Below are 24,564 nucleotides of genomic sequence, written 5' to 3' on the forward strand. Positions count from 1 at the left end.
TATGGCGCTGACGTGAGTGGCTATTTGTAGCGGGGTGCTGTGATTTGTGTATGCGCGAACACTCTGTAGGTGCCACCACGGTCACGTATGAGCCGGACAGACAGGAACTCGCGGTCGCGGACGACACCGGCGACCTACTCACCGGGATTCTCCAAGCGTCCGGTACTGCGGACGACCATCCACAGGTCGTAGACGTGTCACTGTCGGACGAAGCAGGCGGCGTCACCGTGGCCTGTACGGTGGCGAACACGGGTAACGAGTCGATTCGCGGCGACGAGGTGGCGCTCTCGTTCGAGACCGCATTCGGGTCGGACGCGCGCGTGTACCGACACGGCTACCAGTCGTGGTCGTCGACGGGGACAGTCCCAGTCGGCGAGCGCTTTCCGGAAGAGGATCCGGACAACGCCCCGATGATGAACGACCTCGTAGCGCCGGAAGACAACCGCGTTAGTAGCTACCTAGCCGGATTCGTTGAGGACGACCGCGTTGTCACGGCCGGATTCCTCGAACACGACCGCTACTGCACCCGGTTCGATATCGACGACGACAACGGCGGTATCGAGACGGTCCGCGCGGTGTGTCCGCTTGAAGGGACGCGCCTGGCGCCCGGCGAGCGCCTGACGCTGCCGCCGTTGTGGGTCGACGCCGACCGAGAACTCCGAGCAGGGCTCGCCGCGCTGGCTGACGAGATCGGGGACCGGATGGACGCACAAATACCCGAGAATGCGCCGACCGGCTGGTGCTCGTGGTATCACTACTTCACCGATCTTACCGAGGCAGACGTCCGGGAAAACCTCGCAGAGCTTCGCGACTGGGGAATCCCGGTTGATGTCGTCCAGATCGACGACGGGTATATGGAGGCGTTCGGCGACTGGCGGTCCTTCGCCGACGGGTTCGAGGATATGAGCGCTGTCGCGGACGACATCGCGACCGCGGGGTACCGACCGGGGCTGTGGCTTGCGCCTTTTTACGTGGAGGAAGGGGCCGACCTGTACGCTGACCACCCCGAGTGGTTCGTGACGGAGCCGACGGAGGCGCCTTCAGACGGCCCCGGAACACCGGTCGACGGCGGCTTTCGCGCCGGGTCGGAACTGTACGGGCTCGACACGACGCATCCGGAGGTCCTCAAGTGGCTGCGGGAAACCGTGTCGACGGTCGTCGACGAGTGGGGGTTCACTTATTTAAAACTCGATTTCCTGTTTGCCGCGGCGCTGCCCGGCGAGCGCTACGACGCAGAGGCGACGCGGATCGAGGCGTACCGGCGCGGAGTCGAAGCGATTACCGAGGCGGCCGGCGACGACGTGTTCCTTCTGGGCTGCGGCGCGCCGATGGCCCCGAGCGTCGGCCTCTTCGACGCGATGCGTATCGGCCCGGACACCGACCCGACGTGGGAGACACCAGGTGAATCCGGCAGCCAGCCGGGACTGAAAAACGCGGTCAGAAACACCCTGAATCGGAACTTCCTACACCGCCGGTGGTGGCTCAATGACCCCGACTGTCAGCTGGTTCGGGACACGAGCGATCTCACCGCATCCGAGCGTGAGGCGTTCGCGGTGCTCGTCGCCGTGTCCGGCGGCGTAAACATGTTCTCGGACCGGCTTGCGGAAATCGACACAGCTGGTCGGCGGCTCCTCCAACGGTCCATCCCGCCAGCATCCGGCGGCGAGGTCGTTGGACTCGACGGAGAGAGGTTCCCGTCGCGGATTGTCTGCGATAGGCCAGGCGACGGCGCCACGACTGTTGCGTTGTTTAATTGGCAAAACAAGCGGTCGACTGTCCGATTCGACGCACACGAGTACGGCCAGGAGGGTGACCGAGTTATCTGGGACGGCCTCTCCGGTGAAGTCGTCGACGGTCAAGTCGTCGAGCGGGAGCTGGCGCCGCACGGCGCGGCTGTGTTTGCCGTTGTCTCCACGGATACTGGTGACCTACTCGGCGACGCCGCAACACTCACAGGGGGGTCCGACCGTGCATCGGAGGCAACTCTTCGGGATGGAACCATCGACGCGACCGTCGGCGGTGAAGCCCTGACATTCGCGCTCAACAGCGAGTGACGCACGGCGCCAATCAGCTCTAATCTGTCGATTTCAGACTATTGAGGTATGGTTCTGCTGCTGTCGATTCCATCGAATGGTACTAAAACGGCTCGTTACCGATCCGGTAGCGAGCCGTTGTCCGGTCTGACTTCGATAGCGGACGCTGACTGCCGCGGGTGTCCGCGGCAGCCGCCCGATCCCATCACCGAAGTTATGTACGGCTACACAGTGTGGACCTGTATAGTAATGAGCGAGGTTGCCGCGCGCGAGCGCATCTTAGAGACGGGTATTGTCGCGATTATTCGTGGGATCGAACCGGATGTGTGCAGTGAGGTCGTCGATGCCATCGCAGCGGGCGGTGTCGATGCGATCGAAATAACAGCTAACACACCCGGCGCAGTCGAAATGATCCGGCGGCTGTCAGCCGAGCACGACGACGTCGCTATCGGCGCTGGCACGGTCCTCGACGCCGAAACCGCCCGGGCCGTCCAACTGGCAGGCGCGGAGTTTGTCGTCACGCCGACAGTCAATGCAGACGTCATCGAAACGTGTAACAGGTACGAGACGGCCGTCGCGACCGGTGTGATGACGCCGACAGAAGCGCTCACCGCCACGGAGGCTGGCGCTGACTTCTGTAAGCTGTTCCCCGCTTCGACCGTAGGTCCCGAGCAGGTAAGCGCTATCAACGGACCGTTACCGCAGGTCTCGTTGATCCCGACAGGCGGTGTCTCGCTGGACAACGCCGCGGCGTTCTTCGACGCCGGCGCCGTCGCCCTCGGCGTCGGTAGTGCGATCGTCGATGGCGACGCAATCGACAACGGGGAGTTCGGCGAGCTGACCGAGGCCGCAAGCGAGTTCACGGCACTGGCGGAGACGCACCGATGACGGGCAGTCTCGTCACGTTCGGCGAGACGATGCTCCGCTTAAACCCGCCGTCTGGAGAGCACTTGGAAACCGCCACGTCGTTGGAGTTCCGAACGGCCGGCGCCGAAAGCAGCGTCGCGATTGCGGTCGCCCGGCTCGGCGCGCCGGCAGTGTGGCTCTCGAAGCTCCTCAACTCGCCGCTCGGACGTCGAGTCACAAACGAGGTCAGGCACCACGGCGTCGAGCCGCGTGTCGCGTAGGTCGACGAAGCGCGGCAAGGGGTCTACTACATCGAGGAGGGCTCCATTCCGAGGGGAACGACTGTCATTTAGGACCGCGCCGACGCGGCGATCACAACGGCCACACCGAGCGAAATTGATGGGGGGTAAAATCGCTGACGCTGATGCGTTTTACATGAGCGGGTTCACGCCAGCGGTCTCGCCGACGCTCGCGGAGATGACGGCCGACCTGTTGGCGGCTGCGAGGCAGGCTGGCACGACGACAGCGTTCGATCTCAACTACCGGTCGAAGCTCTGGTCGCCAGAGGAGGCCAAACAGCAGTGTGAGTCGCTCTTTCCTGATTTACACGCCTAATTTAGAACCTTCGCTCTTATGTAGAAACGCGGAAAGCCCGTATAATTACACTCAGACACCCCTCATAGCGCGGATCGAGGGCGGCGACATCGACCCGCGGCTCTCGACGCTCCGCCGCATCGTGAGCGCCCTTCAGGAGGCGGAAGGCGAGGTCGTGCACGCGACGGACCTGATGAACGAGACGGTGATCAGCGTCGCGCCCGGCGACGCCATGAGCGAGGCGGTCGACCTGATTGAGGCGGAAGCGTACTCGCAGCTCCCCGTCCTCCAGAACGCCGTGTCGGTCAGCTCGATCAGCCAGGGCGATCATCGTCCACGCGGGCGAGAACATCGGTGACCACCCGGTCAGCGAGGTGATAAGCGAGTCGTTCCTGACGGTCGCGCCGTCCCCAACCGTCGACGAGGTCCGGAACCTCCTCGACCACTACAAGGCCGTGATGGTCACCGACGGCGGCGAGACGGTCGGGATCATCACCGAGGCCGACATCGCCGCGCAGCTGTCGTAACCCCCGCGCTTACTACTCCTCCCGGCGCTCGGAGAGCCGCTCCCAGATCTCCGTACACCCCGCGCCGTCCTCGACGTCGTCGAGGTGGCCGTCGTCCGGTTCGGCGTCCGGTTCTTCCTCGGTCCCGTCCCCGGCGGCGTTCCGCTCGTCGTCGTTCGTCGCTCGGGAATCGCCTCGCTCGGTCATTGTCGCTCCGAGGCGTCCTCGAAGAGTTCGGGCGCCACATCCGCGGACGCGTGCTGTCGGTGTGTCCCGTCGAGCGGGTCGACGAGTCGATCGTCGGTGGTGTCAGGAACCGAATCGGTCATTACACCGACGTGCGCGCCCGGGAGTTATAACCGTCGGCACACGCGTAAATCGGACCACTACTCTCGGATACCGGATTTCATGTCCGGTAGATCGGAGAGTAACTTCACACGTATGTCGGTGTAGTCTGCCGGTTTTCCGATATCCGGCCGTCATCGGTACTGTCGTCGGTTGCGAGCAGCGCCACCCATTGGGTCGTCGCGGCCGAACCCAAGGCGTGACCACTCGTTTGCGCGTCCTCGACGACGGTGCGTGGATCTCCGTCAACGACAGCCGGGAAGTGCGTGTCAGCGAACTGTGGCGGCTCGACACGCCGGATCTGTGTCAGTGCGCGCTCACGGATCTGGTCGTCGAGAACTTCCAGTCGGTCGGCGTCGACGGCTCGACCGTGGAGGCGAAGGTGTACGGCCAGTGTATCTCGTGTGGGGCGACCGGGATCACCGGGTGGATACCTATCGGACGGGTACGCGGGGGCGATTTCGTTGAATTCGACCGTTCCGCCGTTCGCCGGGTGCGACGGTGAAAGTAGCGGCAACACGTGCCACATCGAGGGGGCACCGGGGAACGTTGACGCCACGCCGTCAGCTATGTGGATGTCGGCTGTAGGCCGGATCGATGCCGACGGACGTCGAAAACTGGAAATCGGAGGTGTACGGCAACGAGGTGCGCGACCGCTTGTTCGAGTTCGCCGAGGAGGGGTACGACTCGATCCCCGACGACGAGCGGGACGCGTGGTTCGAGCGGTTCAAATGGTGGGGCCTGTACCACCAGCGGAACGGACAGGAGGGGTACTTCATGCTGCGGATCGGGACCCCGAACGGCGTGCTCGGACCGGGACAGCTCCGCGTCGTCGGGGAGATAGCCGACGAGTACGCCCGCGGTCCCGGCACGAACCCGGTCTTCGGTGACGCGTACGCCGACTTCACCACCCGCCAGTCGATCCAGCTCCACTGGATCGAGCTGTCGGACGTGCCGGCGATATTCGAGAAGCTGGAGGCGAACGGCCTCTCGACCCAGCAGGCCTGCGGGGACTCGTGGCGGAACATCGTCGGGAACCCCGTCGCGGGCAAGGACGGGCAGGAGGTGATCGACGCGTGGCCTGTCATCCGCGACCTCAACGAGCGGTTCAAGGGGAACGACGACCACACGAACCTCCCGCGCAAGTGGAAGGTGTCCGTCACCGGCTCCGCCGACGGCTCCGGACAGGGCGACATCAACGACCTCGCCTTCGAGCCGGCGTACAAGGCGGTCGGCGGGGACGGCGGTGAAGGCGGGAGAGAGGGCGGCGGCGACGAAAGCGAGGACGCGGTCGGCTTCAACGTCAGGGTCGGGGGCGGGCTCGCGCGTAACGAGCCGCGGTTCGCCCGCGACATCGACGTGTGGGTCCCTCCGGAGCGGGTCCCAGACGTGGCCGGCGGGCTCTCCGCGCTGTTCCGCGACTACGGCGACCGCGAGGACCGGTACAACGCCCGCGTGAAGTTCCTCGTCGACGAGTGGGGTCAAGAGGAGGTCCGCGAGACGCTCCAAGAGGAATACGTCGACTTCGAACTTGCGACCGCCGGCCGCGACGTTCGGGAGGAGTACACCTACAACGCCGGCGAGGGCGAGCGCAACGACCTGATCGGCGTCCACGACCAGAAAGATGGCCGGAACTTCGTCGGGCTGAACGTGCTCGTCGGGCGGATGGGGGCCGACGACGTGCTCGAACTGGCCGACCTCGCCGAGGAGTACGGCTCCGGCGAGGTCCGGCTCTCGCAGCGGCAGAACGTCATCGTCACCGACGTGTCGGACGAGGCCCTCGGCGAGTTCCTTGACGAGCCGCTCTTAGACCACTACTCGCCCGACCCGTCGCCGTTCATGCGCGGCTCAGTCGCGTGTACCGGCACGGAGTTCTGCTCGCTGTCTATCGTCGAGACGAAGAACCGGCAGGTCCGGTTCGCGCGCTGGCTGAAGGCGAACGTCGACCTCCCCGACGGCGTCGACGAGTTCCACGTCCACCTCTCCGGGTGTACGGCCTCGTGCGCGCAGCCGCAGATCGCCGACGTGAGCCTGCGCGGGATGAAGACCCGCAAGGGCGGCGACCCGGTCGAGGCGCTCGACGTGGGTCTCGGCGGCGGGCTCGGGGAGAACCCGGGGTTCGCCCGCTGGGTCACCCAGCGCGTGCCCGTCGACGAGGTCCCCGGAGCGATCGCGAACCTGATCGACTCGTTCGCCGCCAAGCGCGACGAGGGCGAGTCGTTCCGGGCGTTTGTCGCCCGCCACGACGAGGACGAACTCGACGCCCTCGTAGAGCCGGAGGAGACCGACTACGAGGACCCGATGATGCACAACACGAAGCGCACATGGTACCCGTACGCCGAGGACGACTCGATGGACGACGCGCCCTCGCCGCCGGCGGACGACTGACGATGCCGAATCGCCTGCTCCGCGTCAACGCATACACGACGCTGGACCTCGTCGACGGGCGCGCCCGCGGCCACGAGTTCGAGACCGACGCGCCCGGCGTCGTGAATGTCACCGCGCCGCGGGAGGACCCCGAACAGGTCACGCTGGCGGTCGAACTGGACGGGACGGAGATCGACGACCTCGCCGCCCACGCCGACGAGTTCGACCTCTCGCCCGCGCAAGCGAGAACGCTGGCCGAGGCCCTGGAGTCGACGGCGGACCGGGTCGAGGCCGCGAAAAGCGGTAACGGCGCCGACCCATGATAAATAAACTCCCGCACCACGAGGATTACCACCTCTGGATACCGGCACGCGCCAATCCCGACCAGCGGGATTGGCTTGAAGCGTTAAACGCAGGCGACGCCGAGATGGGTGAAAGTCGGCTGTTCGAGCGGGGTGGAACGTGGTATCTCCACGTCACCGCCACCCGCGACGTGGAGGATGGTTCCGAGGTGTCCACTGAAGAACGGACGCCCATCGGTGTCGACATTGGGGAAGCGTCGCTCGTCACGGTGTGTCACCGCGACGACCACGGTTGCCCGACCGCTCCCGAACTGTGGGCCGACGAGGGGAAGACCGTTCGTCGGCTCAGAAAGACCTACTTCACCGCCACGAGGCGACTTCAGACACGCGGAAGCGAGCGTATCGCTGAATCGTTCCGTGACGACCTGTGGAACCAGATCGACGACGTGTTCCACCGCGTCACCCGCGAAGTCGTGGAGTACGCCGAGTCCGTCGAGAATCCCGTTCTTGTTCTGGAAGACCTGACGTACATACGGGAGTCGATGGACTACGGCGAGTACATGAACCGCCGTCTCCACGGATGGGGATTCGCCAAACTCCACGCGCAGATACGCTACAAAGCCGTCGAGAAGGGTATCCCGGTGGAGACGGTGAACCCGCGCAACACCTCGAAGGAGTGCCACGCTTGCGGTGAGGTAGGATACCGCCCACGACAGGCGACGTCCAAGTGTACGAACGATGCGTGTTGGATGGATGAATACCAAGCGGACGTGAACGGAGCGGTGAACATCGCAGACCGCTACCTCAGCGGAGAGAGTCGTTTCAGAGAACACGAGAATGACGATGACTCGGCTGAGGATGGGGGGCGTTTGACCGCCCCACAAGACACCCACGCCGATGCTGAAACCCAGCAAGGGACGCGTGGAACGAATGCGTCTTGAAACCGTAGGGTCAAGCAGACGCTCGGCCTGAAATCCCGTGGTGGGATTCCCGCGTCTTTAGGCGCGGGAGGAGGTCAAGCGTACGAACCGCGATTGCTCACTGCAACCCTAGACACTGAACAGTATCCCGACGCGGTGGCTACCGCCAGAGTCGATATCCGGTGGTTCACGACTGGTGATTTTTCCATTCATTACGTCGAGACTCGGGGAGATAACACCCACTGGGAGTGCCGCTGGGATCGGCATCCAAATACACACAATACTCGACTCCATTTCCACGAACCGCCAGCCGGAACGGACATCTCAGATCTTGACCTTCCTTCGAGTCATCCACTCGATGTGTACTCAACGGTGTTCGAAGCAATCGAGCAACGTATTGAGTCGCTCTGGTGAGTGGTCTTTCCGACCGAACTGACCACCACCAACTGGCAATGAATCACGAGAACTCCGGCCGCTCAGCATACGCGATCGGATCGCGTGACCCAGCGTTCCGGAACGCCTCTAACCGGAAGGCACAGGCATCGCACGTCCCACACGCCGGCTCTTCGTCCCGGTAACACGACCATGTGATGTCGTACGGCACCCCGAGCACCACCCCGCGCTCCGCGATCTCCGTTTTCGACCACTCGACGAACGGTGCTTTCAACTCAATCTCCGTTTCCGGCTTCGTCCCGACATCGATCACGTTCTGAAACGCGTCGAAAAACGCCGGGCGGCAATCAGGGTACCCGGAGAAATCCTCGGAGTACGCTGCTAATTCATAGCCAGTTTCTGGTCACATGTTCGAGCCTTACGTCAAACTGATCTACTCGTCTCTAGGGTCTTTCTCCTTGTCCTGTAGGTAGCGCTGTAAGGACTTCAGGAGGACTAATCGGAATGATTTCAAGCTGTACCGGGAGTCATGATTCGTCGTTCGCGTATTGATAGGTGGGACGGACACCTTCGAGAAGTTCCTCGACGATTTCCCAGAGGATCAGAGAGGGAGTTTCGTGTTCGAATGTGATCCCCCATCGGTCCTCAGTAGTGGCGGTTGAGTACTGGACATGCGCCTGTCCGAGATCGGGATGATCCTCGTCTTGGTGCCAGCCGGCGTGAAAGCCCGTGTTTGGGTCCGTGTAGTTGACACGGAACCAATCGTCTGGGTCCTGTCGATACCACTTGACGGTTAGTGCTGGTGACTCAGGGCCTGTCGGGGGATCAAGACGAGCCGGATCGAAAATTGCTCGCAGCTGCGTGGCCTCGATATCATCCGGAACGAACTCAACCGTCGAAATCTGTGGTACGCGATCAAGGACGTCTCGCTTCAGTTGCGCATAGAGGTTCGCGTTCGGGTCACCACCCGGATGCGGGACAGACATCCGTTAGCTGTTGGCCTTAGCAGACTCTGTCGTCGGAGCGAGGAAGTCCCATTCACGGATGGCGAAGCCGACAACCTGGATACGCCGCTGAAGCTGCTCCCACTCACGGGCGATCTCGCGGCGACGGTCTTCCTCGTCAGCATCAAGGGACTCGTCAGCGAGCGTTCCGCGAAGCTGGTTCGGTGACTCAACGCCGAATTCGCCCTCCCAGTCACGGATCTGCGTCTTCATCTCGGCGAGACGGTCGGTGAGTTCTTCGACAGTGTGCCCGCTGTCTCGAAGCCGCATCGCCTCCTGTATCGCTTGGCGGCGATAATCAGGGTAGTACGTCGTGTGGGTGCCGCTTTCGTCACGATGGAGGATGCCGTCGTCGACGAGGCGTTCAAGCACGCGTTTGGTTGGCTCGTGTGACCAGTCCGCTTCAGACGCGATCCAGTTAGCCGTCCGCGGCTCCGACAGCTGTCTGGCGGTCATCCGAACCCGATCTTCACCCGTGGTTTGGCGTTTCATCAGGCTCTTGGAGTCCGATTCGTCTCCGGTCATACCACATTGTTCGGACTGTACCTTAATATAAGTTGAGACTATTAGTCCTATATCGAATTAACTCGTAGGTTATGAGAACTCCGGCCGCTCAGCATACGCGATCGGATCGCGTGACCCGGCGTTCCGGAACGCCTCTAACCGGAATGCACACGCATCGCACGTCCCACACGCCGACTCCGTGCCCCAATCTTAATCGTCTGCTGAAACGCGCGGAAAAACGCCAGACGGCAATAGGATATCTTTGGAAACGAGCCGAGTGTGCACGAATTAACGGCCGACGAGTCGGCGTCGAGCCGATCGTCACCGGTGCTCGTCGATCCACTCACACCACGCGTGGAAGTCGTCGGCTCCGCACTGGTCTGCGATCGACTGTAATGTTCCGGTCGGGATCTCGTCTTCTGACGCCATCGGAACAGTCACGATCCGGACTTCGTCCGTATCTGGTGATTCATACCGCATTTTCAGGTGGCTACCGACACGACCGACACGCTTGTACCCGAAGTCGTGGAGAACAGACGCAATCTCGCGCCCGGAGAAGTTCGTCCGGACCATTCACTGCATGAATTCGGGAAGCTCCTTGTCACCGGACTCCGTCTCTTCGAGACCCCACTCTTCGATATCCTCATCGGTGAGGGGTTCACCACCGCCTTCGTGAAGTTCGATCGCCTCCGCAAGCATCCGGAGCGCTTCCGCTTTCGTCTCGCCGAAGGAGGCGACACCGGTCTCGATATCTCTCGCAGTGATCGAGCCGTCATCCTCGTGAATGAACTCGACGCCTTCCCCGTTGGATGCGTCGCGTGTCGCACTCGCCATACTCTTTCTTCGTGGACCGCTCGAATAAGCGTTCTGTCGGATACGACTGAGAAGATGGACAGACAGCACCGCTACAAAAGCAGAACGCGGACCGACCGATGAATTACGAAAACACCGACGGCTCAGCATACGCGATCGGATCGTGTGGCCCGGCGTTCCGAAACGCCTCGAGCCGGAACGCGCAGACATCACACGTCCCGCACGCTGGCTTCCTCATCGCGGTAAATGCCTCACAGGCGTTAGAGGACGTTTCTCGCCCCGTTGACCAGTACTCACCAGCAGTCAAGCAGGCGGTTGAGACCGGGGGTAGTCAGTCTCAGACGAATCTTCAAGAAGCGATTGTAGTTGACGCTAGCGGGCGATATTACGCGGTGTACACCTCAGGCACGACGTCGCTTCTCTCCGAAGAGCCAGACTCGGAACGTGTGCTCGGGTTCTTGACAGTCATTGGCGGTGCTATGCTACTGTTCGGGGCGGGAGCGATGGGTACCGATCCAGCATCCGGGGTAAGCGACTAAGCTTTGCTACCGTTGTACCGGCCGTTCAAGAATATCGAATACATCGATAGCTTTGTACTCACGATTTCGCTGCTTGCCAGTCACTTCGATAACAATGCCATCCGATTCGAGTTCTTCAATCGCATTGTAGGCAGTCTGTCGACTTACGTCGAACCGATCCGTGATGTTGTCTGCGGTGAAGTACGGCAGTTCAAACAGTTCGCGGGCGAGTTTGTGACTTGTCTTTTGATTCGGATACTGCGCTTCGTACTCTCGCCGGAGTTCGAGTAATTCGAATGTTCGCTCGTAGGAGTCCTTCGCTTGCTCTTCAATGCCTTTGATAAAGAACGCAATCCAGTCGCGCCATTGGCCTTCTTCGCTAACCGCACGCATCGTCTCGACGTACTCCTGCTTGTTTCGATTAAAATAGGCACTCGGATAGAGGTACGGCTCAGACAGATAGCCAGCCTTGTATAACTGGAGGACGATTAGAATCCGTCCGAGACGACCGTTGCCGTCCGAGCAGGGGTGAATTGTCTCCAACTGATAGTGAGTGATCGCAAGGTCAACCAGGGAGTGGTACTCGCCGTCCATCTGAATATATGCTTCAAGCGAGTCCATTAGCTCCGAGACATGGTCCGCCGGTGGTGGCACAAATGGGGACTGTCCGGGACGAGGCGACGGAATATGAACATCATCATCTCGCCACTCACCAACAACGTCCCCCTCGTTCCGAACTCCGTCGAGTAATGTTTCGTGGAGTGATTTGAGCAGTTCGACCGAAATCGACTCTCCTTGTTTAATTGCGTCAAATCCATCACTGAGTGCGCGCTCAGCGTTCAGAACCTCCTGTAAGTCACGGCTCACACGCCCAGAACTGCCTGATTTCTGGCGTGTATGATACGCGTAGACTTCGTCCATCTCGATATCTGCGCCCTCAATTTCTGCTGTTTCGACTGCTTCGAGCCGGAGGAGCGACGTATACAGTACCGGCGAGAAATCGACAGTGGGACTAATCCCGTCGATACGTCCCAGCTGGAACGTCGCATCTGATATCGTCGCTGTGAGATCCTCGTCAATCTCAACCCGCGATGAGAGGGGCAACTTCTCTGGAATATAGTAGGGATCCGGATGCGACTGTTGGTAGTGCCCCGGCGCATCTGGTGGCAAATCCTCTGCTCTCATTTTGAATTACTTTGTCTCTAATACGACTTAATCATACGGGTTATAAACAAATTTGGATAAGCGGGATCGAAGACCGCTCCAAATCAAATTCCAGTCGTTGTGCTACAACTATATCCGCTTAATCTAGCTGAGACAAATAGTGTCGACGGTTGCGCTAATCCCACATGAACAGTGGATACCGACGGTGCCGGCGGTGTGTTGTGATGTCTGAGATTTCATATCGATGGCGGGGTCTTCACTTCGAAGTTGGTGTGTGATGACATTGAAGAGGTAGAGAATTCATTTCGATGGAGGGGTGTTCATATCGACACCACCCCTTTCATCTCGACAAGGGTTATGAACTGGCTGCTTCAGAAGTCGTGCGAAATAGTTCGAGGTCCTTGTCAAGGAGATATGACTCAATATCCTCAATTGGGTGCCCATCTCGGATGAACTGTTTGTAGTCCTCAAACGCGTCGTCGCGACCAGCGGGGAGGATCACGATTCCGGTCATGCTTGAGTAGAAATCACTAGTGGAAAGCAAATAATTGGCTACAATTTCATTGACTCTGTTGAAATCCTAAGGACCTGATAGGATTGGCGTGCGAGATATAGAGGCTATATTCAGCACCTCCCTCTGTCGTTTAGGAGTACTCAGGCGAGTCGTTCCGTCACGATGTCACTCGGCGTCGAGCGATTTCAGTAACCTCGCCGCCGCGAGCAGGTCCAACTGAGCGAACTCGGAGTCCTGCTCGTCCGCGGTCGCCTCTAATTCGTCCGGTGTGGTTTCCGTCTCGCCCTCTGCGAGTCGTTCGGAGAGTACTTTGCCCCCGAACGTCCGCTCCTGGTCTTCGTCGATCGTATCGAGTACCTCCCCTGCGTCGTACGGGAACGCCTCGTCGTCGAACAGGCGAGCGTACGCGGCGAGAACCACCCCGGCGCTTACGATAACCGGGGAGACGTCAGTGTCGGCACCGAAGGTCTCCCGCCGGTCCCATATCTCCTCAAGGAGCCGGAAAGCTGCCTCGTCGTCCCCGGAGTAGACATGATAGACCCCATTCAGATAGAGTTCCCACGTCGCCTCCTCGCTGACGTCGAGTCGCAGTCGCCGACGCCCGAACTTCGCGGCTGTATCCGAGAGGTCGATCCGGTCGACGCTCCCGGCCCAGTCGCGGGCGCGTTCGCACCACTCGATGGCGGCTTCGGTATCGTCCATTTCCTCGCAGACATCGACGAGGTTCTCGAACGTGGTCAGAGCGTTACGGAACGAACCGATCTCCCGGAACTGTTCGTTCGCTCGTCGGAGGTACTCACGTGCGTCGTCGTAGTCGCCTTGATTTCGAGCGATGAGCCCGAGATTTACAAGGCTGGTTGCTTCGCCCTGTTGGTCACCGAGTTTGCGGGCAAGGTCGAGGCCCTGCTGTAAGTACTTGCGTGCGTTGTCGTAGTCGCCTTGTGACTGAGCGACTGTACCGAGACCAATGAGGCTGGTTGCTTTGCCGTGTCGGTCGCCGAGTTCGCGGGTGAGGCCGAGGCTCTGCTGATGATACTCGCGTGCGTCATCGTAGTCGCCTTGATTTAGAGCGACTGTACCGAGACCAGTGAGGCTTTTTGCTTCGCCCTGTCGATCGCCGAGTTCGCGTTTGATGCTTAGGCTCCGCTGGAAATACTCGCGTGCGTCGTCGTAATCGCCTCGATCATTAGCGACATTCCCGAGATTGTTGAGGATTTTTCCTTTGCCCTGTCGGTCGCCGAGTTCGCGTTTGATGTTGAGGCTCTGCTGGAAATACTCGTGTGCGTCGTGGTAATCGCCCTGACTTTGAGCGACTATACCGAGATTGTTGAGGCTTTTTGCTTCGCCCTGTCGGTCGCCGAGTTCGCGTTTGATGTCGAGGGTTCGCCTGTAGTGAACGCGAGCCTGGTCGTACGCCCCTCGGTCCAGACAGACGTGTCCCTTCTGCGTCTCGATTCGCGAGACTGTATCCCGATCGCAGTTCGACGGCACGGGCATCTCTAGGTCGGTGCCGAACTCGAACAGCGGCGTGAGCGCCGGTCGATCCCTACCGAGGTCAAGAATCTCGACTGCGAGGCGCTCACCGAACGCCGCCGGGTCGTCCTCGATACGCTCCAGCACCGTCGAGTCGGGATAGCCGCCACGGAGATACTCGCGACACGAGTCGTCGAGGACGGCGTACAGCGCCGTCAGGCAGGTATGAAATCGGTTCGGATCGGGGGTGCCGAATTCTCGTTCCCGTTGCTCCTGATTTTTCACGAAGGCCTCCGCCTCCTGTTGGAGGTACAGCATCGCCCAGAGTTTGTGTGTCGTCGCCGGTACCTCGGCGTCCGGGTCGTCGGTCGAGTAGACGAACCAGCCTTCGAGGGCCGTGCGGATCTCCATGATTTCGTCGTGGACGGCTCCGTCGCGGCCATGTTTCTCACAGAGTGCGTGGGCGAGTTCGTCGTGATTACCGACGCCGGTGGCGACCAGCAGTGCCGTCGTCAGCGCGACATCCTGCCGCAGGTCGGCGTCGAACCCGGTAACATCCGTCCAGTGTTCCCGTCCGTCGGCCGTCCCGGTGATCGTTCGGTACTTGTTCGTGACGTCTTGTAACAGGCCGCCACCACTGCCGCCGACCGGGAGGTAGTACGACAGGAAGAGCATCTGGCCAAAGTCGCCGCCCTGCTGGAGTTCGTTGTGAATCCGATCCGGGGGCGCCCCTACCTCTCGTCCGGTCGTCGCCTCGAATCGGTTGAAGACGGCGCGGATCTCCGCCTCGGACAACCCTTCACCGAGGGAGTACCGGGGGATATCTCGGTACGCCTCGGCTATCTTCTTTTGTGCGCCGGTTTCGAGCTGCCCCGGTTCGCCGAATCGTTCCACGTCACTACGCCGGGCATCAAGGAGGAAGCTCACGCGATCGCCCCGGAGGTCCGCCATCGCCTCGTACACGGCCTCGGTTTCGTCCCTAGCTGCGTCCTCAACGGCGACGAGCGTGTGCCCGTCGCTCTCCCGTACGGCCTCGACGAGCGATCCCGAACTCGTGAACGGTCGACCTTTCCCGCTCTCCCGATAGAAGACGGTACCGGTGTCGGGGTCGTCGTACCACAAACAGGCCACGGACTTACAGACGGTGCTCTTGCCCGACCCCGCGGGACCGACGATTAGCCGGTCATCGCCATCGCGGAGTGTCGACAGTAGTTCCTCGCGCACGGTTCTATGTCCGTGGATTCCTGCGCGTGGGGCGGCGAATCCTCGTCGGACGTGTGTAAGGTCGAAGCCAGCGCGCCAAGCCGCCTCGGAATCGGTGATTTCGCGGTCGAACTCGACGGGAGCGACGTAGACGAATCCCTCGTCGCGGAGATCTCGTCGCACCAGCGCCCGGAAGTTCGCCCGAAGCTCCTTTCGTGTCTCTCCCAGTTCCTCTTCGAGATCGGCGAACCGCCCCTCAATATCGAGCACTGTCTCGAGCGTCTCTTGGACCTGGCGGGACTCGATGAGGTCGCGAAAGTCCAGAAAGAGCGCCTGTGCCTCGTAGACGTCGTCCGTGTCGAACGCCTCACACAGTTCCGCGCCGAGGTTCTCGATGTCACCTTTCAGGATCCGTTGGACGGCGTTATCCAGTTCGTCATGTTTCTCGCCGGCGTAGTACTCCTCTATCACTTCTCGAAGATCTTCGGGGCTGCCCCTAGCGGCGTCGATGGCGGCGTCGCCGAATCCCTCGGGAAGGAAGTGACTGATTCCCTTGGCAAGCTTCACGCGATACGCGTGTTCGTCCTCGTTGGTCTCCTCAATATATTGCGTGAGACGGCGGTCTGCGATACGGCTGTACTCAACCAATTCAGTCTTCGCAAGCGTTCCGACGACCGCGCCGCCAACGAGCACTGTCGGGTCCGCGGTGGCGACCCCCGCTGTCGTCTGTAGGATGCCGCTGTCGACGAGCGTCTGGATGCCGTCGCCGATCGCGTCGGCGGCGGCTTCCGCATCGATCGCCGGGAGCCAGTCAGGGCCGGGTGCCATTAGTTCCCATATATTAGTGAAAAAGCATAACGCTTCCCTCTAAATCAGGTGACACGGGCCGGCATCCCGCGTTCGTCGACACACCCGGTCGTGGGCCCCCACGTGTTGCCGACAACCGACTCTCGTTCAGACGATGTGCCTTCCTTACACAGCTAATCCGCCTCGCTCTCTTTTCCAAGTGCCGTCCCTCTCTTCATCCTATCAGTCAGGCTTGACGAGCGCGACACTGCCTCCCGGCGCCAGGTGTGCTTCTGTATCCATCTCGGGGTGTAGGCGATGCGCGTGAGGCCGGCCGTTCGCCGCGCCTCGGTAGACGCGAGGTCGTGGCCTGCGCCCGCGTGTTGAGGCCGATTGTGGTGGTATCTGGACCTGTCGGCTTGGAATATTTGTGACTTGATGCGAGTCGTGTGCTGGCTCGATGTAGGGTGGTCAGTGCTGTGTATCAGCATATAAACTATCTGTACTGAGTGATTCACAGGAGGCGTTGACCGATACGCGCTGTGTATTCAGCATAGCATCTCCAAACTATCAATATTTGAGAATTTCAACAGAGCCGCCACTGTCGATGTCGACTGTGACGAGTGTTCTAGAGGTATTGATAAAGAGCAAGACAGCTGATCACCCGCCGAAATCGGGTGGGTATAGTAGCTGCTCAACACCGTCGTAATTCCTTATGTAACTCTTGCTTCCCGGTGTTGTCTACATGTTACATAAGGGGTTGATATCGGACATCGTGTGAACGAAACCGAAAAGCGCCCGTTGCGGGTTTGTCGTGCTACCGAGTGGGCGTAATTAGCGCAATAATCACGATCAAAAGCGGGTTACTGTGCGTTGCCTCGACTCACCAAACCTCGAGGAACTCTTCGATGGTGTTCTCGTCGGTGTCACCGAGTCCGTACACGTCTCGAAGCACGATCTCGTCCAACTCGTCACACAATCGGTCGAACTCTTCTTTCAACTCCTCAATCCGCTCTATGTCGCCGAGATACTCGTCCATCAGTTCGACGACGGACTCGTGGGGCGGCGTGTCCATATTGAGTATTTCAGAGCGTGAGAGCCGTCGGTCCTGGGCGGTCAACAGCTCGAACACGAAGTCTCGGACTCGCTCGTCCTCAAACTCAATCTCGTGGCTCTGCTTCATTACCACCTGATACACCTTGTCCTCACTATCCACCTCCATCTTCACGTCCTTGCGAATCGGACCCTGTCGATAGTCGTCGCCATCGAGATTGATGGACTGGGCGAGATCGAGGACGGAACTGTCCTCCTCGTAGTCGGGCAGGTAGTTGCGCACGTCACTGGTCTTGTACTCCAAGTTCGTGCGCTCCGCCCGGGCACTCTGAATGTCCTCGCCGTACTCCGCAACCGTGTCCTTGGGAACATCCTCGGGGAGAACGATAGGGTGCGGCTCCAAGTACCGCTTGTTGTACGAGTAGTACTTCCCACCGAAAATCGGCGCGATGTGTTTATGATAGAACTCCAATACGGACGAGTTGAGGAGGGCGACGTAGTACAGGTGGTCTTTGGACGTGGGTGCGTATTCGTCCATCAACTGCACACCGTAACCCCCAGCATTCCCACCACCTAGGAAATAGTACTCACCATCAAGATCAGCGACGAACCGACTGTAGTCACTCATAATGTTCGTCATAATCTTGTCTGGCTCCATTTTGTCCACGTTTTGCCGGCGGCCGAACGCCCACCAATCGTCCCCTTGATAATCCCGATCGTGAAGGTATTCCTCGTGGTCTTGGAGGAAATTCCATGCGTTTTCGTACTCATCTTCAAGCGTCTCTTTGGACATCAAATCGGCATCTCCATCAGAGACCTCGTAGGGGAAGACAAGCCAGAGCCCCTCCCAATCAACCCCCCAACGATCAATTTCAGGGCCTCGGAGAAGCCGCCGAAGAATGCTTTTTTCGATGGGTTGCGCCTCATCATCACCTTTTGCACGGAACTGTACTACCTCCTCATCACTATCCATAGCACCGTCCCCAACAAATCCAAGATAGACTGGATTTGCACTCGTTTGAATACCGACAAATACCTCGTCAGAAACTTCACGGAGTCGTCGAGAGGCCGTTTCTTCGACTCTATCGAATACCTGCCGCTCATCTTCCAACGGCATTGGCTTCCAACTCGGTAAGTAGTCATCCGAGTTGTCTTCCCGCATTAATTCCTTCGGGTACTCAAACAGATCGTATTCGCTTACCCCATCAGGGTTCTCCCATGAATCACGATGGTGAATTTCTTCCAAGACACCATCTCTTTCCTCTGCAAATCTCGCGCACTTCACAGGCTGATCCGATGAGAGATCCCGATCAAGTGAGAAGATGCACGGATACGGGGTGGCAGCATCGAACACCTCCACATCGTTGAACTCAACAAGACGTCTTAACGGCTCTTCGGCTATTTTATCCCGTATTTCTTCTGCGTACTCATGGGTGAGAAGTCGATCAGGAGTAATATACGCAAGGCTTCCATCGTCCGACAACCATTCTATACCACGCTCAATAAACGGCACGTAGATGTCAAAGGACTTGCTACTAATTGAGGAGTAACGAGCTGCGTATTCCTCCTTCGGCCCGTTGATTTTCTGTGTCTTGACGTACGGCGGATTCGCCACTACCACATCGAACTCAACTTCGTCCTTGATGCGGTCAACCGCGTCCCTGTCATCGAGGAACGACTGCGCACGGCCATTATACTGGGCGAACTGGCCAATCTGTGACTGCTGACCTGTGTCGTCAGTACTACCCTCCTGCTGCTCCAGCACGGTCGGCGTCAACGTGTCCGCGACGTGAATCTCGAACCCATCCATCGTGTAGGACGGGTCTTGCTCCGTCACCTTGTCGTAGAGATCAACGGTGCGGAAGAGGAGATTGATCTGGGTGATATGGACGGCGAATGGGTTGATATCGATGCCGTACACGTTCTCTTCAACCCGTTCCAGTATCGTCCGCGCCTCCTCTGCGTCGAGGTAGTGGATGCTGGTCTTGCCGAACTTGTTGATGTAGTGCTGGATAAGCCTCTCCGTCGCCTCAGTCAGGAAGCCACCACTCCCACACGCCGGATCGAGAACCTTCTGCCGGCCGATGCCCTCATTCGCCTTGTACCCGGTTTCGTCCAGCATATACCGGATGACCTCGATGGGGGTATAGTACTCGCCGAGTTTCTTCCGCTCATCTTGCGGCAAGTAGTCCTCGTAGACGTGGCCGAGAATGTCGCGGTTGACGTACTCGAAGTCGAACCGGTTGAGTCGTTTGAACACCTCGCCGAGCCGGTAGTCCAGGTCATCCTCAAGATTCTCTTGGCGGCTCTCCTCGTCGGAGTCGAACCGCTGGCGCTTGTCTCTCGACACCCACCACCAGTCGAAAATACCGAGTTCGTACAGGTCTGCGTAGTGATCATCAATCCTGTCGTACGTGTCCATCAACGCCTCAAGGTAGGGACGCTTATCACCCTGTTCGAGTGCGTCAGCCATTCCTCGCCCGGACAAACGCGTGTTCCCGACGATCTCCTTGTCCTCTGCGATACGGGCGAACAACGCCCGGTTCATCAGGATATACGCTGTCTCCCGACAGAACGTCTGCTTCGCGTCATCACTCTTGCCAGTGTATTCCCGCCAGTCCTTCCAGTCGGGGAAGGTCGTCTCCAGAAACTGCTTGGGGTAGGAATTATCTGGCCGCTCTATGTAGTCGTCGAAGAACCGCGCCATCACACTAGACAGCTCATCCAATGACTCCTTCACCGCCTCAAGGAACAGGTCATACCCCTCGTCATCTGTCCCCGGCTGGTACTGAACGGGCACCTCCTTTGCCCGATCACGGAAGTAGTCAGCGTCGCCGACATTCGTGTAGCGGTCACAGCGGAAGTACTCCAACCTGCCGAGTGCCTCGCGCTGCTCCTCGGTGAGATCCTCAACCGACTCTGCGTTGGCCACGAGACCAATATCAAACCCGTCGATGGACGAGATCGAACGATCCTCGGCTGAGTACTCGTAGACACGGAACTCGTGGCCGTTCGTTAGGATGCCGTACTCTGCACTCCCAATCCCCACCATGTAGGTCTCCAGCTGTTCCACATCGCCAAGTTCCAGCTCGTGTGAAGGACGCTTCGTCTCGCACGCGATGACTGGGAATGGCGGATGGCTGTCGTCGTAACAGAGGACGTCCTTCCTATCGTCCTCGAAATTGACGTGTCCCTCCCCCTCGGTGCGTGACCACTCAAGCGCGTCCGTAAACAGATGATCGACAAGACTGTACCTGAAGTCGAATTCGCTCCCCTCAGAACGAATCTCATCACCAATATTTTTGAAGGCCTCGTGGATATCAGCGAGGAACGTGTCCGACATTAAACCCATATTCAAACACAACCTTGTTAAAAATTTACTCACAGATAGCTGGCGAGGTTGCTGTATGGAGGTGTTCTACAGCCCACTACCGATGCCTACTCGGTAGGGGATGAGATGATGGTCTACCTCGGCGAGGACGACTCCGAAGGGTGGGAAGGTCAGCGTTCGAGATAGGGGCCGCAAGCCCGAAATCTGGCACTAATGTCGGTCGTCCAGGACGAATTCAGTAACGCTCTTGTGAAGTACATTGTTGATGAGTCAGAGAACTTCTCGAATAATCTGTTTCAGTGCTCCTCGTCCCGGTTTGCGGAGGATTCGTCGCCGAAGTTGGAGCGGTCTGAGATACGCTGTCAGTTTGTCCTTTGAGACGCCTCGATGTGGCGAGAGCCACCGTCGCGCCAGCGACGCGTGGCTCTCACACGTGTTCACGTGCGCGTCTCCATCAACGTACTCGCCGCCACCGTGAATAACTGCTTCTCGGTGGAAGTTCTCGTCATCCTCAAGCGGATCGTAGGCCGGAAATCCGTCCGTATCGACGGTCAGCGACTCTTTCTTGTGGTTGTTGAGAAGGAGTCGCACCGTCGCTTCGTCAGCGGATTTCGCTGGGACGACGTACCGCTGACCGGTGCCGCGATCAACGAGCGTGAACACCGGCGATTTGTCCTCTTCATACGTTCCTCGTCCGTGTTTCGAGAGGGCACGCGAGCGCGACCGAGAGTCGCGCTCGCGGCCTTTCTTCCCGGCAGAGACGTAGAACTCGTTGATCTCAACCGGGCCAACGAGAGAGATGTCTGGCGCGTCGAGCGTTCTGGCGAACTGCTCGACGCGCCGGCAGAGCGAGCGATACGAAACGTCAATTTCAGCGTCTAGCTGGCGGATACTCGTGTTGAACCGGAGTAACGAGTAGAACGCGAATAACAGCTTGTCGAAGCCGACCTTCGCGTGCGCGAAAATCGTGCCGGTCTTGTCGTTGAACGTGCGGTCGTAATCCTCACAGAGATACCGTTGGTACTCTCGATAGCTGCCGTGTTTGATCACCGATTTAGACCGGCAGAGCGGGCAACAGAGGCCCTCGCGCCAGCGAACCTGCTCCAGCAGGTTCGCGGCGCTCGCCTCTGAACTCAGCAATTCAAATGGGAACATTGCGTTCGGGTGACGCGTTCGCGTCACCCTTGCCCGCTACGCTTTCACAGCGACAGCTCTACCTGACCAACAATCTGCTTCGCAAGAGCGTGTACCCTATATTGACCACACCCAGGTCAGAATGTATCACTTCCTAAGGACCTCAACAGAGCCTAACTACCCGAACTCTGTCAGTACCGGCGTGACCGATACAGATGGTGGATTGAGCACAGAGATACCGTTCGAGAACTCAGGTCGTCACCGGGAGTACCATGATGCCACACGGATAATCAGTTCACGCTCTTCGACAGTTCAGCCCCCGCTTTGAATTTCACTTCCTCTGGCGCACTCGCAGCGTTCACCAAGTGCAACACTGGCGCATCCACCGCCACGTGCGTCACGAACCGATAATTCTCTCCTGTCTCACCATCATCACCTCTAGTCTCCCCACCTCGACTGGTGATGACATCGAGGATATCATCCGCCAACTCAGTGTCACCGTCCTCAATAAACTTCTCAACAGTGCTTGAATCAATCCGCGCCCCCCGCAGCGAACGCTCACCAGACACCGACCGCTTCACCAAGTCACCGAACCCGTCACCATCAGCCGAGAAATCGAAGCAGCACTCGATACCAACCACCTCCGTCGGACCAGCCATCGACAACACCGTCACCGACTCCTCGTACAGCGCAGCGTCGTCGATGACCCATCCACCCGTGTACACGAGTTGGTTGTTGCTCTCACACCGCTGGACGTACAACAACGCAGGAAAAGGCTCTGGACACCGCGGCGGCTGCACCATCACTTGATACACAGACACGCCCGACCCAGCCCCCGACTCAGTCGTACGAGCCCAAACACCCGGACCACACGGGTCATCATCCGCAGCAACACACACCCTTGCAGACTTGTCGTCCACCGTCGGCGGCGTATTGACGACAGTCACCATCCCACCCTCACCCCGAACGACCTCAAGGCTCCCGCCCGTCGCCGTCGGCCCCGTCACCTCCGCAACGAAGTGCGGCGTCGTCCCGCACAACGCACCCGGGTACACGTCAGGGTCTGTATCATCACAATCGCCACCGCCACGCGACTTCTTCGAGTCAGCCTTGGAAAGCCCCGCAAAACTCTCATCGCCCGTCAGATACGCCATGAGCCGCTCCGGCGTCACCTCCTCACGGAGACTCCCATTCCCACCCGGAACCTCCGCATCAGGCAAACACACCGAGAACCGCTCAGCAACAATCGGTTCACCACTCAGATACGCGACGAGGTCAGCGTCCTCCTCAGAACCGTCACCGACACCATCACCATCAGAATCTGAATCCGTATCACCCGCCTGCGTCTTCCGCTTATTGCTCCGCGACGAATTGTAGTCTTGAGCCATCAGCGCCGACGACGTAACCCACCCTTCCAACTCTACATCCCCAAGCTGCCCGGCAGACACCGTCGGAGTCAACCGACTCACGTGCGGGCTCCCCGGAGCCATCATAAACGTGACTTCCGTGTCATCATCATTCCAGTCTGTCCCTGCGAACACTGCCGCAGGCGACGAGCCCGTGTTCGTCACTGACGACGCAACTTGATTCAGACAGCCAGCGAGTCCCCCAACTACAATAACCCCGCTCGCTGCGAGTAGTGACCGACGGCTGACGGTCGTATGTGGCACAGTATTTCGGTGGTTGTTGCGTCTCTCTGAATACATAATCAAACAGTAGAGGGTACACGCTACCATAAATTTTCTTATATTTGTGGCTTGTTAACAGGAAATTCGGAGGCCGACTCGCGCGCTGTATTCAGCAGAGTTGCTGGAACGTAGCACGAAAGGAGAACGTGTAGAAGGCCCACAGCCCTTATGATTCAGGTGCCAGAACAGATTATAATGACTGGTCGACCGCAGACGCGTTGCCTTGATCGCCGAGCCATACTTGGGCTATCGGTGTCGGGATTAGCCGCACTCGCTGGCTGTGGGGATGCGAACACCGCTGGGGAACCGAGCGAGTCCGATCCGGATAATAGTGAGGAGCCTAACGAGTCGGAGACTGAGGGTGAGACGGTACGGGAGCGGAATTTGGACGATGAAACAGAGCGCTCAGATGCGAGTACGCTGTTGAATATCAGAGACACGCTTGACACTGACAATCCGTTGTTCGATCCGCAGAGTAAGACGTTCACTAGCGACGCCTCGGCGGGCATAGAGGCCGTTCCACTTCGATCGGGATTCACGGTTGTCGCGTTTGAACACGATGGTGAAGATGACTTTATTGTCGAGACAGACGGGTCAGTAGGGGGGCTTGTAGTCAAAAGTTCTGACACGGCTGGAGCCGCCTGTTTCGCAGCTGATCGTGGAGACTACAACTTCGCCGTTGCAACTGAAAAGAACTGGTCGATGACAGTTGGGCAGCCATTTGCGCCACCAGAAGAAATTCGGACCCCAAGCGTCAGTGCCAGTGGCGACGGACACGCAGTAGTCGGACCGATTGAGCTTGCGGAGACGACGACGTTCATTGGCGAGCACGAGTCTGACGGCGGGAATTTCGTCGTCGAGGTCTACAACGAGGACGCCAGCGGTGGAACTCCAGACGAAGTCGTGTTCAACCAGATCGGCGAGTTCTCCGGCGAGGCGCGTGCAGATCCGGCCGGTATTTCATGGCTCGAAATCGAGGCTGACGGCGTCTGGCGGCTAGAAATCGAATAGTCGGGCCATCAGTTCACAACGGCAATTCAGTTCTGGACACCGTTCGTCGCTAACTGCTCTTC

At 59.2% G+C, this 24,564-nt stretch carries 19 protein-coding genes and 5 pseudogenes; 11 read left to right on the top strand and 13 right to left on the bottom strand.

Annotation, left to right across the window (positions count from 1 at the left end):
- The first annotated feature begins 50 nt into the window (after positions 1-50).
- The 4 genes and pseudogenes from EXE48_RS14015 to EXE48_RS14030 form a co-directional block, all read left to right on the top strand.
- Positions 51-2,054: a glycoside hydrolase family 36 protein gene (locus tag EXE48_RS14015; protein WP_137711837.1), complete on the top strand. Its 2,004-nt coding sequence runs from the start codon at positions 51-53 to the stop codon at positions 2,052-2,054.
- Positions 2,055-2,282: 228 nt separating this feature from the next.
- Positions 2,283-2,921 carry a bifunctional 4-hydroxy-2-oxoglutarate aldolase/2-dehydro-3-deoxy-phosphogluconate aldolase gene (locus tag EXE48_RS14020; RefSeq protein ID WP_053773112.1) on the top strand — a complete coding sequence of 213 codons (639 nt, stop codon included), beginning with the start codon at positions 2,283-2,285 and terminating at the stop codon, positions 2,919-2,921.
- Positions 2,918-3,485: pseudogene (locus tag EXE48_RS14025) on the top strand (PfkB family carbohydrate kinase); the annotation flags it as partial. The gene EXE48_RS14020 and the pseudogene EXE48_RS14025, both read left to right, overlap by 4 nt.
- 67 nt (positions 3,486-3,552) lie before the next feature.
- A pseudogene (locus tag EXE48_RS14030) lies at positions 3,553-4,000 on the top strand (CBS domain-containing protein); the annotation flags it as partial.
- A gap of 12 nt (positions 4,001-4,012) precedes the next feature.
- On the opposite strand, the gene EXE48_RS18810 reads toward EXE48_RS14030, so the two are convergent.
- Both EXE48_RS18810 and EXE48_RS19285 read right to left on the bottom strand, forming a co-directional pair.
- Positions 4,013-4,186 carry a DUF8595 family protein gene (locus tag EXE48_RS18810; RefSeq protein ID WP_199236398.1) on the bottom strand — a complete coding sequence of 58 codons (174 nt, stop codon included), beginning with the start codon at positions 4,184-4,186 and terminating at the stop codon, positions 4,013-4,015.
- Positions 4,183-4,308 carry a hypothetical protein gene (locus tag EXE48_RS19285; protein ID WP_274595444.1) on the bottom strand — a complete coding sequence of 42 codons (126 nt, stop codon included), beginning with the start codon at positions 4,306-4,308 and terminating at the stop codon, positions 4,183-4,185. Before EXE48_RS19285 ends, EXE48_RS18810 begins: the two co-directional genes overlap by 4 nt.
- A 215-nt stretch (positions 4,309-4,523) precedes the next feature.
- Here EXE48_RS19285 and EXE48_RS18940 point away from each other — a divergent pair, with 215 nt between their 5' ends.
- From EXE48_RS18940 to EXE48_RS19380, 5 genes and pseudogenes are all read left to right on the top strand, one after another.
- A complete protein-coding gene (locus EXE48_RS18940; protein WP_206750431.1) occupies positions 4,524-4,829 on the top strand; it encodes a DUF8134 family protein in 306 nt (101 codons plus the stop codon).
- Positions 4,830-4,921: 92 nt separating this feature from the next.
- On the top strand, positions 4,922-6,712 hold the full coding sequence (locus tag EXE48_RS14040; RefSeq protein ID WP_137711839.1) for a nitrite/sulfite reductase: 1,791 nt from the start codon (positions 4,922-4,924) through the stop codon (positions 6,710-6,712).
- Positions 6,713-6,714: 2 nt separating this feature from the next.
- Positions 6,715-7,014, top strand: coding sequence for a DUF6360 family protein (locus EXE48_RS14045; RefSeq protein WP_121600541.1), 300 nt, complete (start codon positions 6,715-6,717; stop codon positions 7,012-7,014).
- Between the two features lie 5 nt (positions 7,015-7,019).
- A pseudogene (locus EXE48_RS14050) lies at positions 7,020-7,934 on the top strand (RNA-guided endonuclease InsQ/TnpB family protein); the annotation flags it as partial.
- A gap of 27 nt (positions 7,935-7,961) precedes the next feature.
- Positions 7,962-8,327 carry a toxin-antitoxin system TumE family protein gene (locus EXE48_RS19380; RefSeq protein ID WP_394348058.1) on the top strand — a complete coding sequence of 122 codons (366 nt, stop codon included), beginning with the start codon at positions 7,962-7,964 and terminating at the stop codon, positions 8,325-8,327.
- 43 nt (positions 8,328-8,370) lie between these two features.
- On the opposite strand, the pseudogene EXE48_RS14060 reads toward EXE48_RS19380, so the two are convergent.
- The 6 genes and pseudogenes from EXE48_RS14060 to EXE48_RS14085 form a co-directional block, all read right to left on the bottom strand.
- Positions 8,371-8,691, bottom strand: a pseudogene (locus tag EXE48_RS14060) (7-cyano-7-deazaguanine synthase); the annotation flags it as partial.
- A gap of 142 nt (positions 8,692-8,833) precedes the next feature.
- Positions 8,834-9,292, bottom strand: coding sequence for a hypothetical protein (locus EXE48_RS14065; RefSeq protein ID WP_137711840.1), 459 nt, complete (start codon positions 9,290-9,292; stop codon positions 8,834-8,836).
- A 3-nt stretch (positions 9,293-9,295) separates the two neighbouring features.
- Positions 9,296-9,835, bottom strand: coding sequence for a DUF7342 family protein (locus tag EXE48_RS14070; RefSeq protein WP_137711841.1), 540 nt, complete (start codon positions 9,833-9,835; stop codon positions 9,296-9,298).
- A 69-nt stretch (positions 9,836-9,904) separates the two neighbouring features.
- Positions 9,905-10,012: pseudogene (locus tag EXE48_RS19130) on the bottom strand (7-cyano-7-deazaguanine synthase QueC); the annotation flags it as partial.
- 123 nt (positions 10,013-10,135) lie between these two features.
- A complete protein-coding gene (locus EXE48_RS14080) occupies positions 10,136-10,387 on the bottom strand; it encodes a type II toxin-antitoxin system HicA family toxin (RefSeq protein ID WP_004050680.1) in 252 nt (83 codons plus the stop codon).
- Complete coding sequence (locus tag EXE48_RS14085) at positions 10,388-10,648, bottom strand: type II toxin-antitoxin system HicB family antitoxin (RefSeq protein WP_137707419.1); 261 nt, start codon at positions 10,646-10,648, stop codon at positions 10,388-10,390. It lies immediately after the preceding gene.
- 98 nt (positions 10,649-10,746) lie between these two features.
- On the opposite strand from EXE48_RS14085, the gene EXE48_RS19520 reads away from it, so the two are divergent.
- The gene (locus EXE48_RS19520) at positions 10,747-11,166 is read left to right on the top strand and encodes a DUF8127 domain-containing protein (RefSeq protein WP_514111748.1); all 420 of its coding nucleotides are present in this window, start codon (positions 10,747-10,749) and stop codon (positions 11,164-11,166) included.
- A 6-nt stretch (positions 11,167-11,172) separates the two neighbouring features.
- Here EXE48_RS19520 and EXE48_RS14100 read toward each other — a convergent pair whose 3' ends face one another.
- The 5 genes from EXE48_RS14100 to EXE48_RS19140 all read right to left on the bottom strand — a co-directional run bounded on the left by EXE48_RS14100 (position 11,173) and on the right by EXE48_RS19140 (position 23,191).
- Positions 11,173-12,330 carry a Fic family protein gene (locus EXE48_RS14100; protein ID WP_137711842.1) on the bottom strand — a complete coding sequence of 386 codons (1,158 nt, stop codon included), beginning with the start codon at positions 12,328-12,330 and terminating at the stop codon, positions 11,173-11,175.
- A 658-nt stretch (positions 12,331-12,988) separates the two neighbouring features.
- Positions 12,989-16,327, bottom strand: coding sequence for a tetratricopeptide repeat protein (locus tag EXE48_RS14110; protein ID WP_137711843.1), 3,339 nt, complete (start codon positions 16,325-16,327; stop codon positions 12,989-12,991).
- Between the two features lie 841 nt (positions 16,328-17,168).
- Positions 17,169-20,681, bottom strand: a complete 3,513-nt coding sequence (locus tag EXE48_RS14115) for an Eco57I restriction-modification methylase domain-containing protein (protein ID WP_137711844.1) — start codon at positions 20,679-20,681, stop codon at positions 17,169-17,171.
- 258 nt (positions 20,682-20,939) lie between these two features.
- Positions 20,940-21,824: an IS1595 family transposase gene (locus tag EXE48_RS14120; protein ID WP_137711845.1), complete on the bottom strand. Its 885-nt coding sequence runs from the start codon at positions 21,822-21,824 to the stop codon at positions 20,940-20,942.
- Between the two features lie 269 nt (positions 21,825-22,093).
- A complete protein-coding gene (locus EXE48_RS19140) occupies positions 22,094-23,191 on the bottom strand; it encodes a hypothetical protein (protein ID WP_241992015.1) in 1,098 nt (365 codons plus the stop codon).
- 495 nt (positions 23,192-23,686) lie between these two features.
- Between EXE48_RS19140 and EXE48_RS14130 the strand changes: the two genes are divergently transcribed.
- On the top strand, positions 23,687-24,502 hold the full coding sequence (locus EXE48_RS14130; RefSeq protein ID WP_137711846.1) for a hypothetical protein: 816 nt from the start codon (positions 23,687-23,689) through the stop codon (positions 24,500-24,502).
- Positions 24,503-24,564: the final 62 nt, after the last annotated feature.

The organism is Halorubrum sp. ASP1 (assembly GCF_005435135.1).
Classification (GTDB): Archaea; Halobacteriota; Halobacteria; order Halobacteriales; family Haloferacaceae; genus Halorubrum; species Halorubrum tropicale.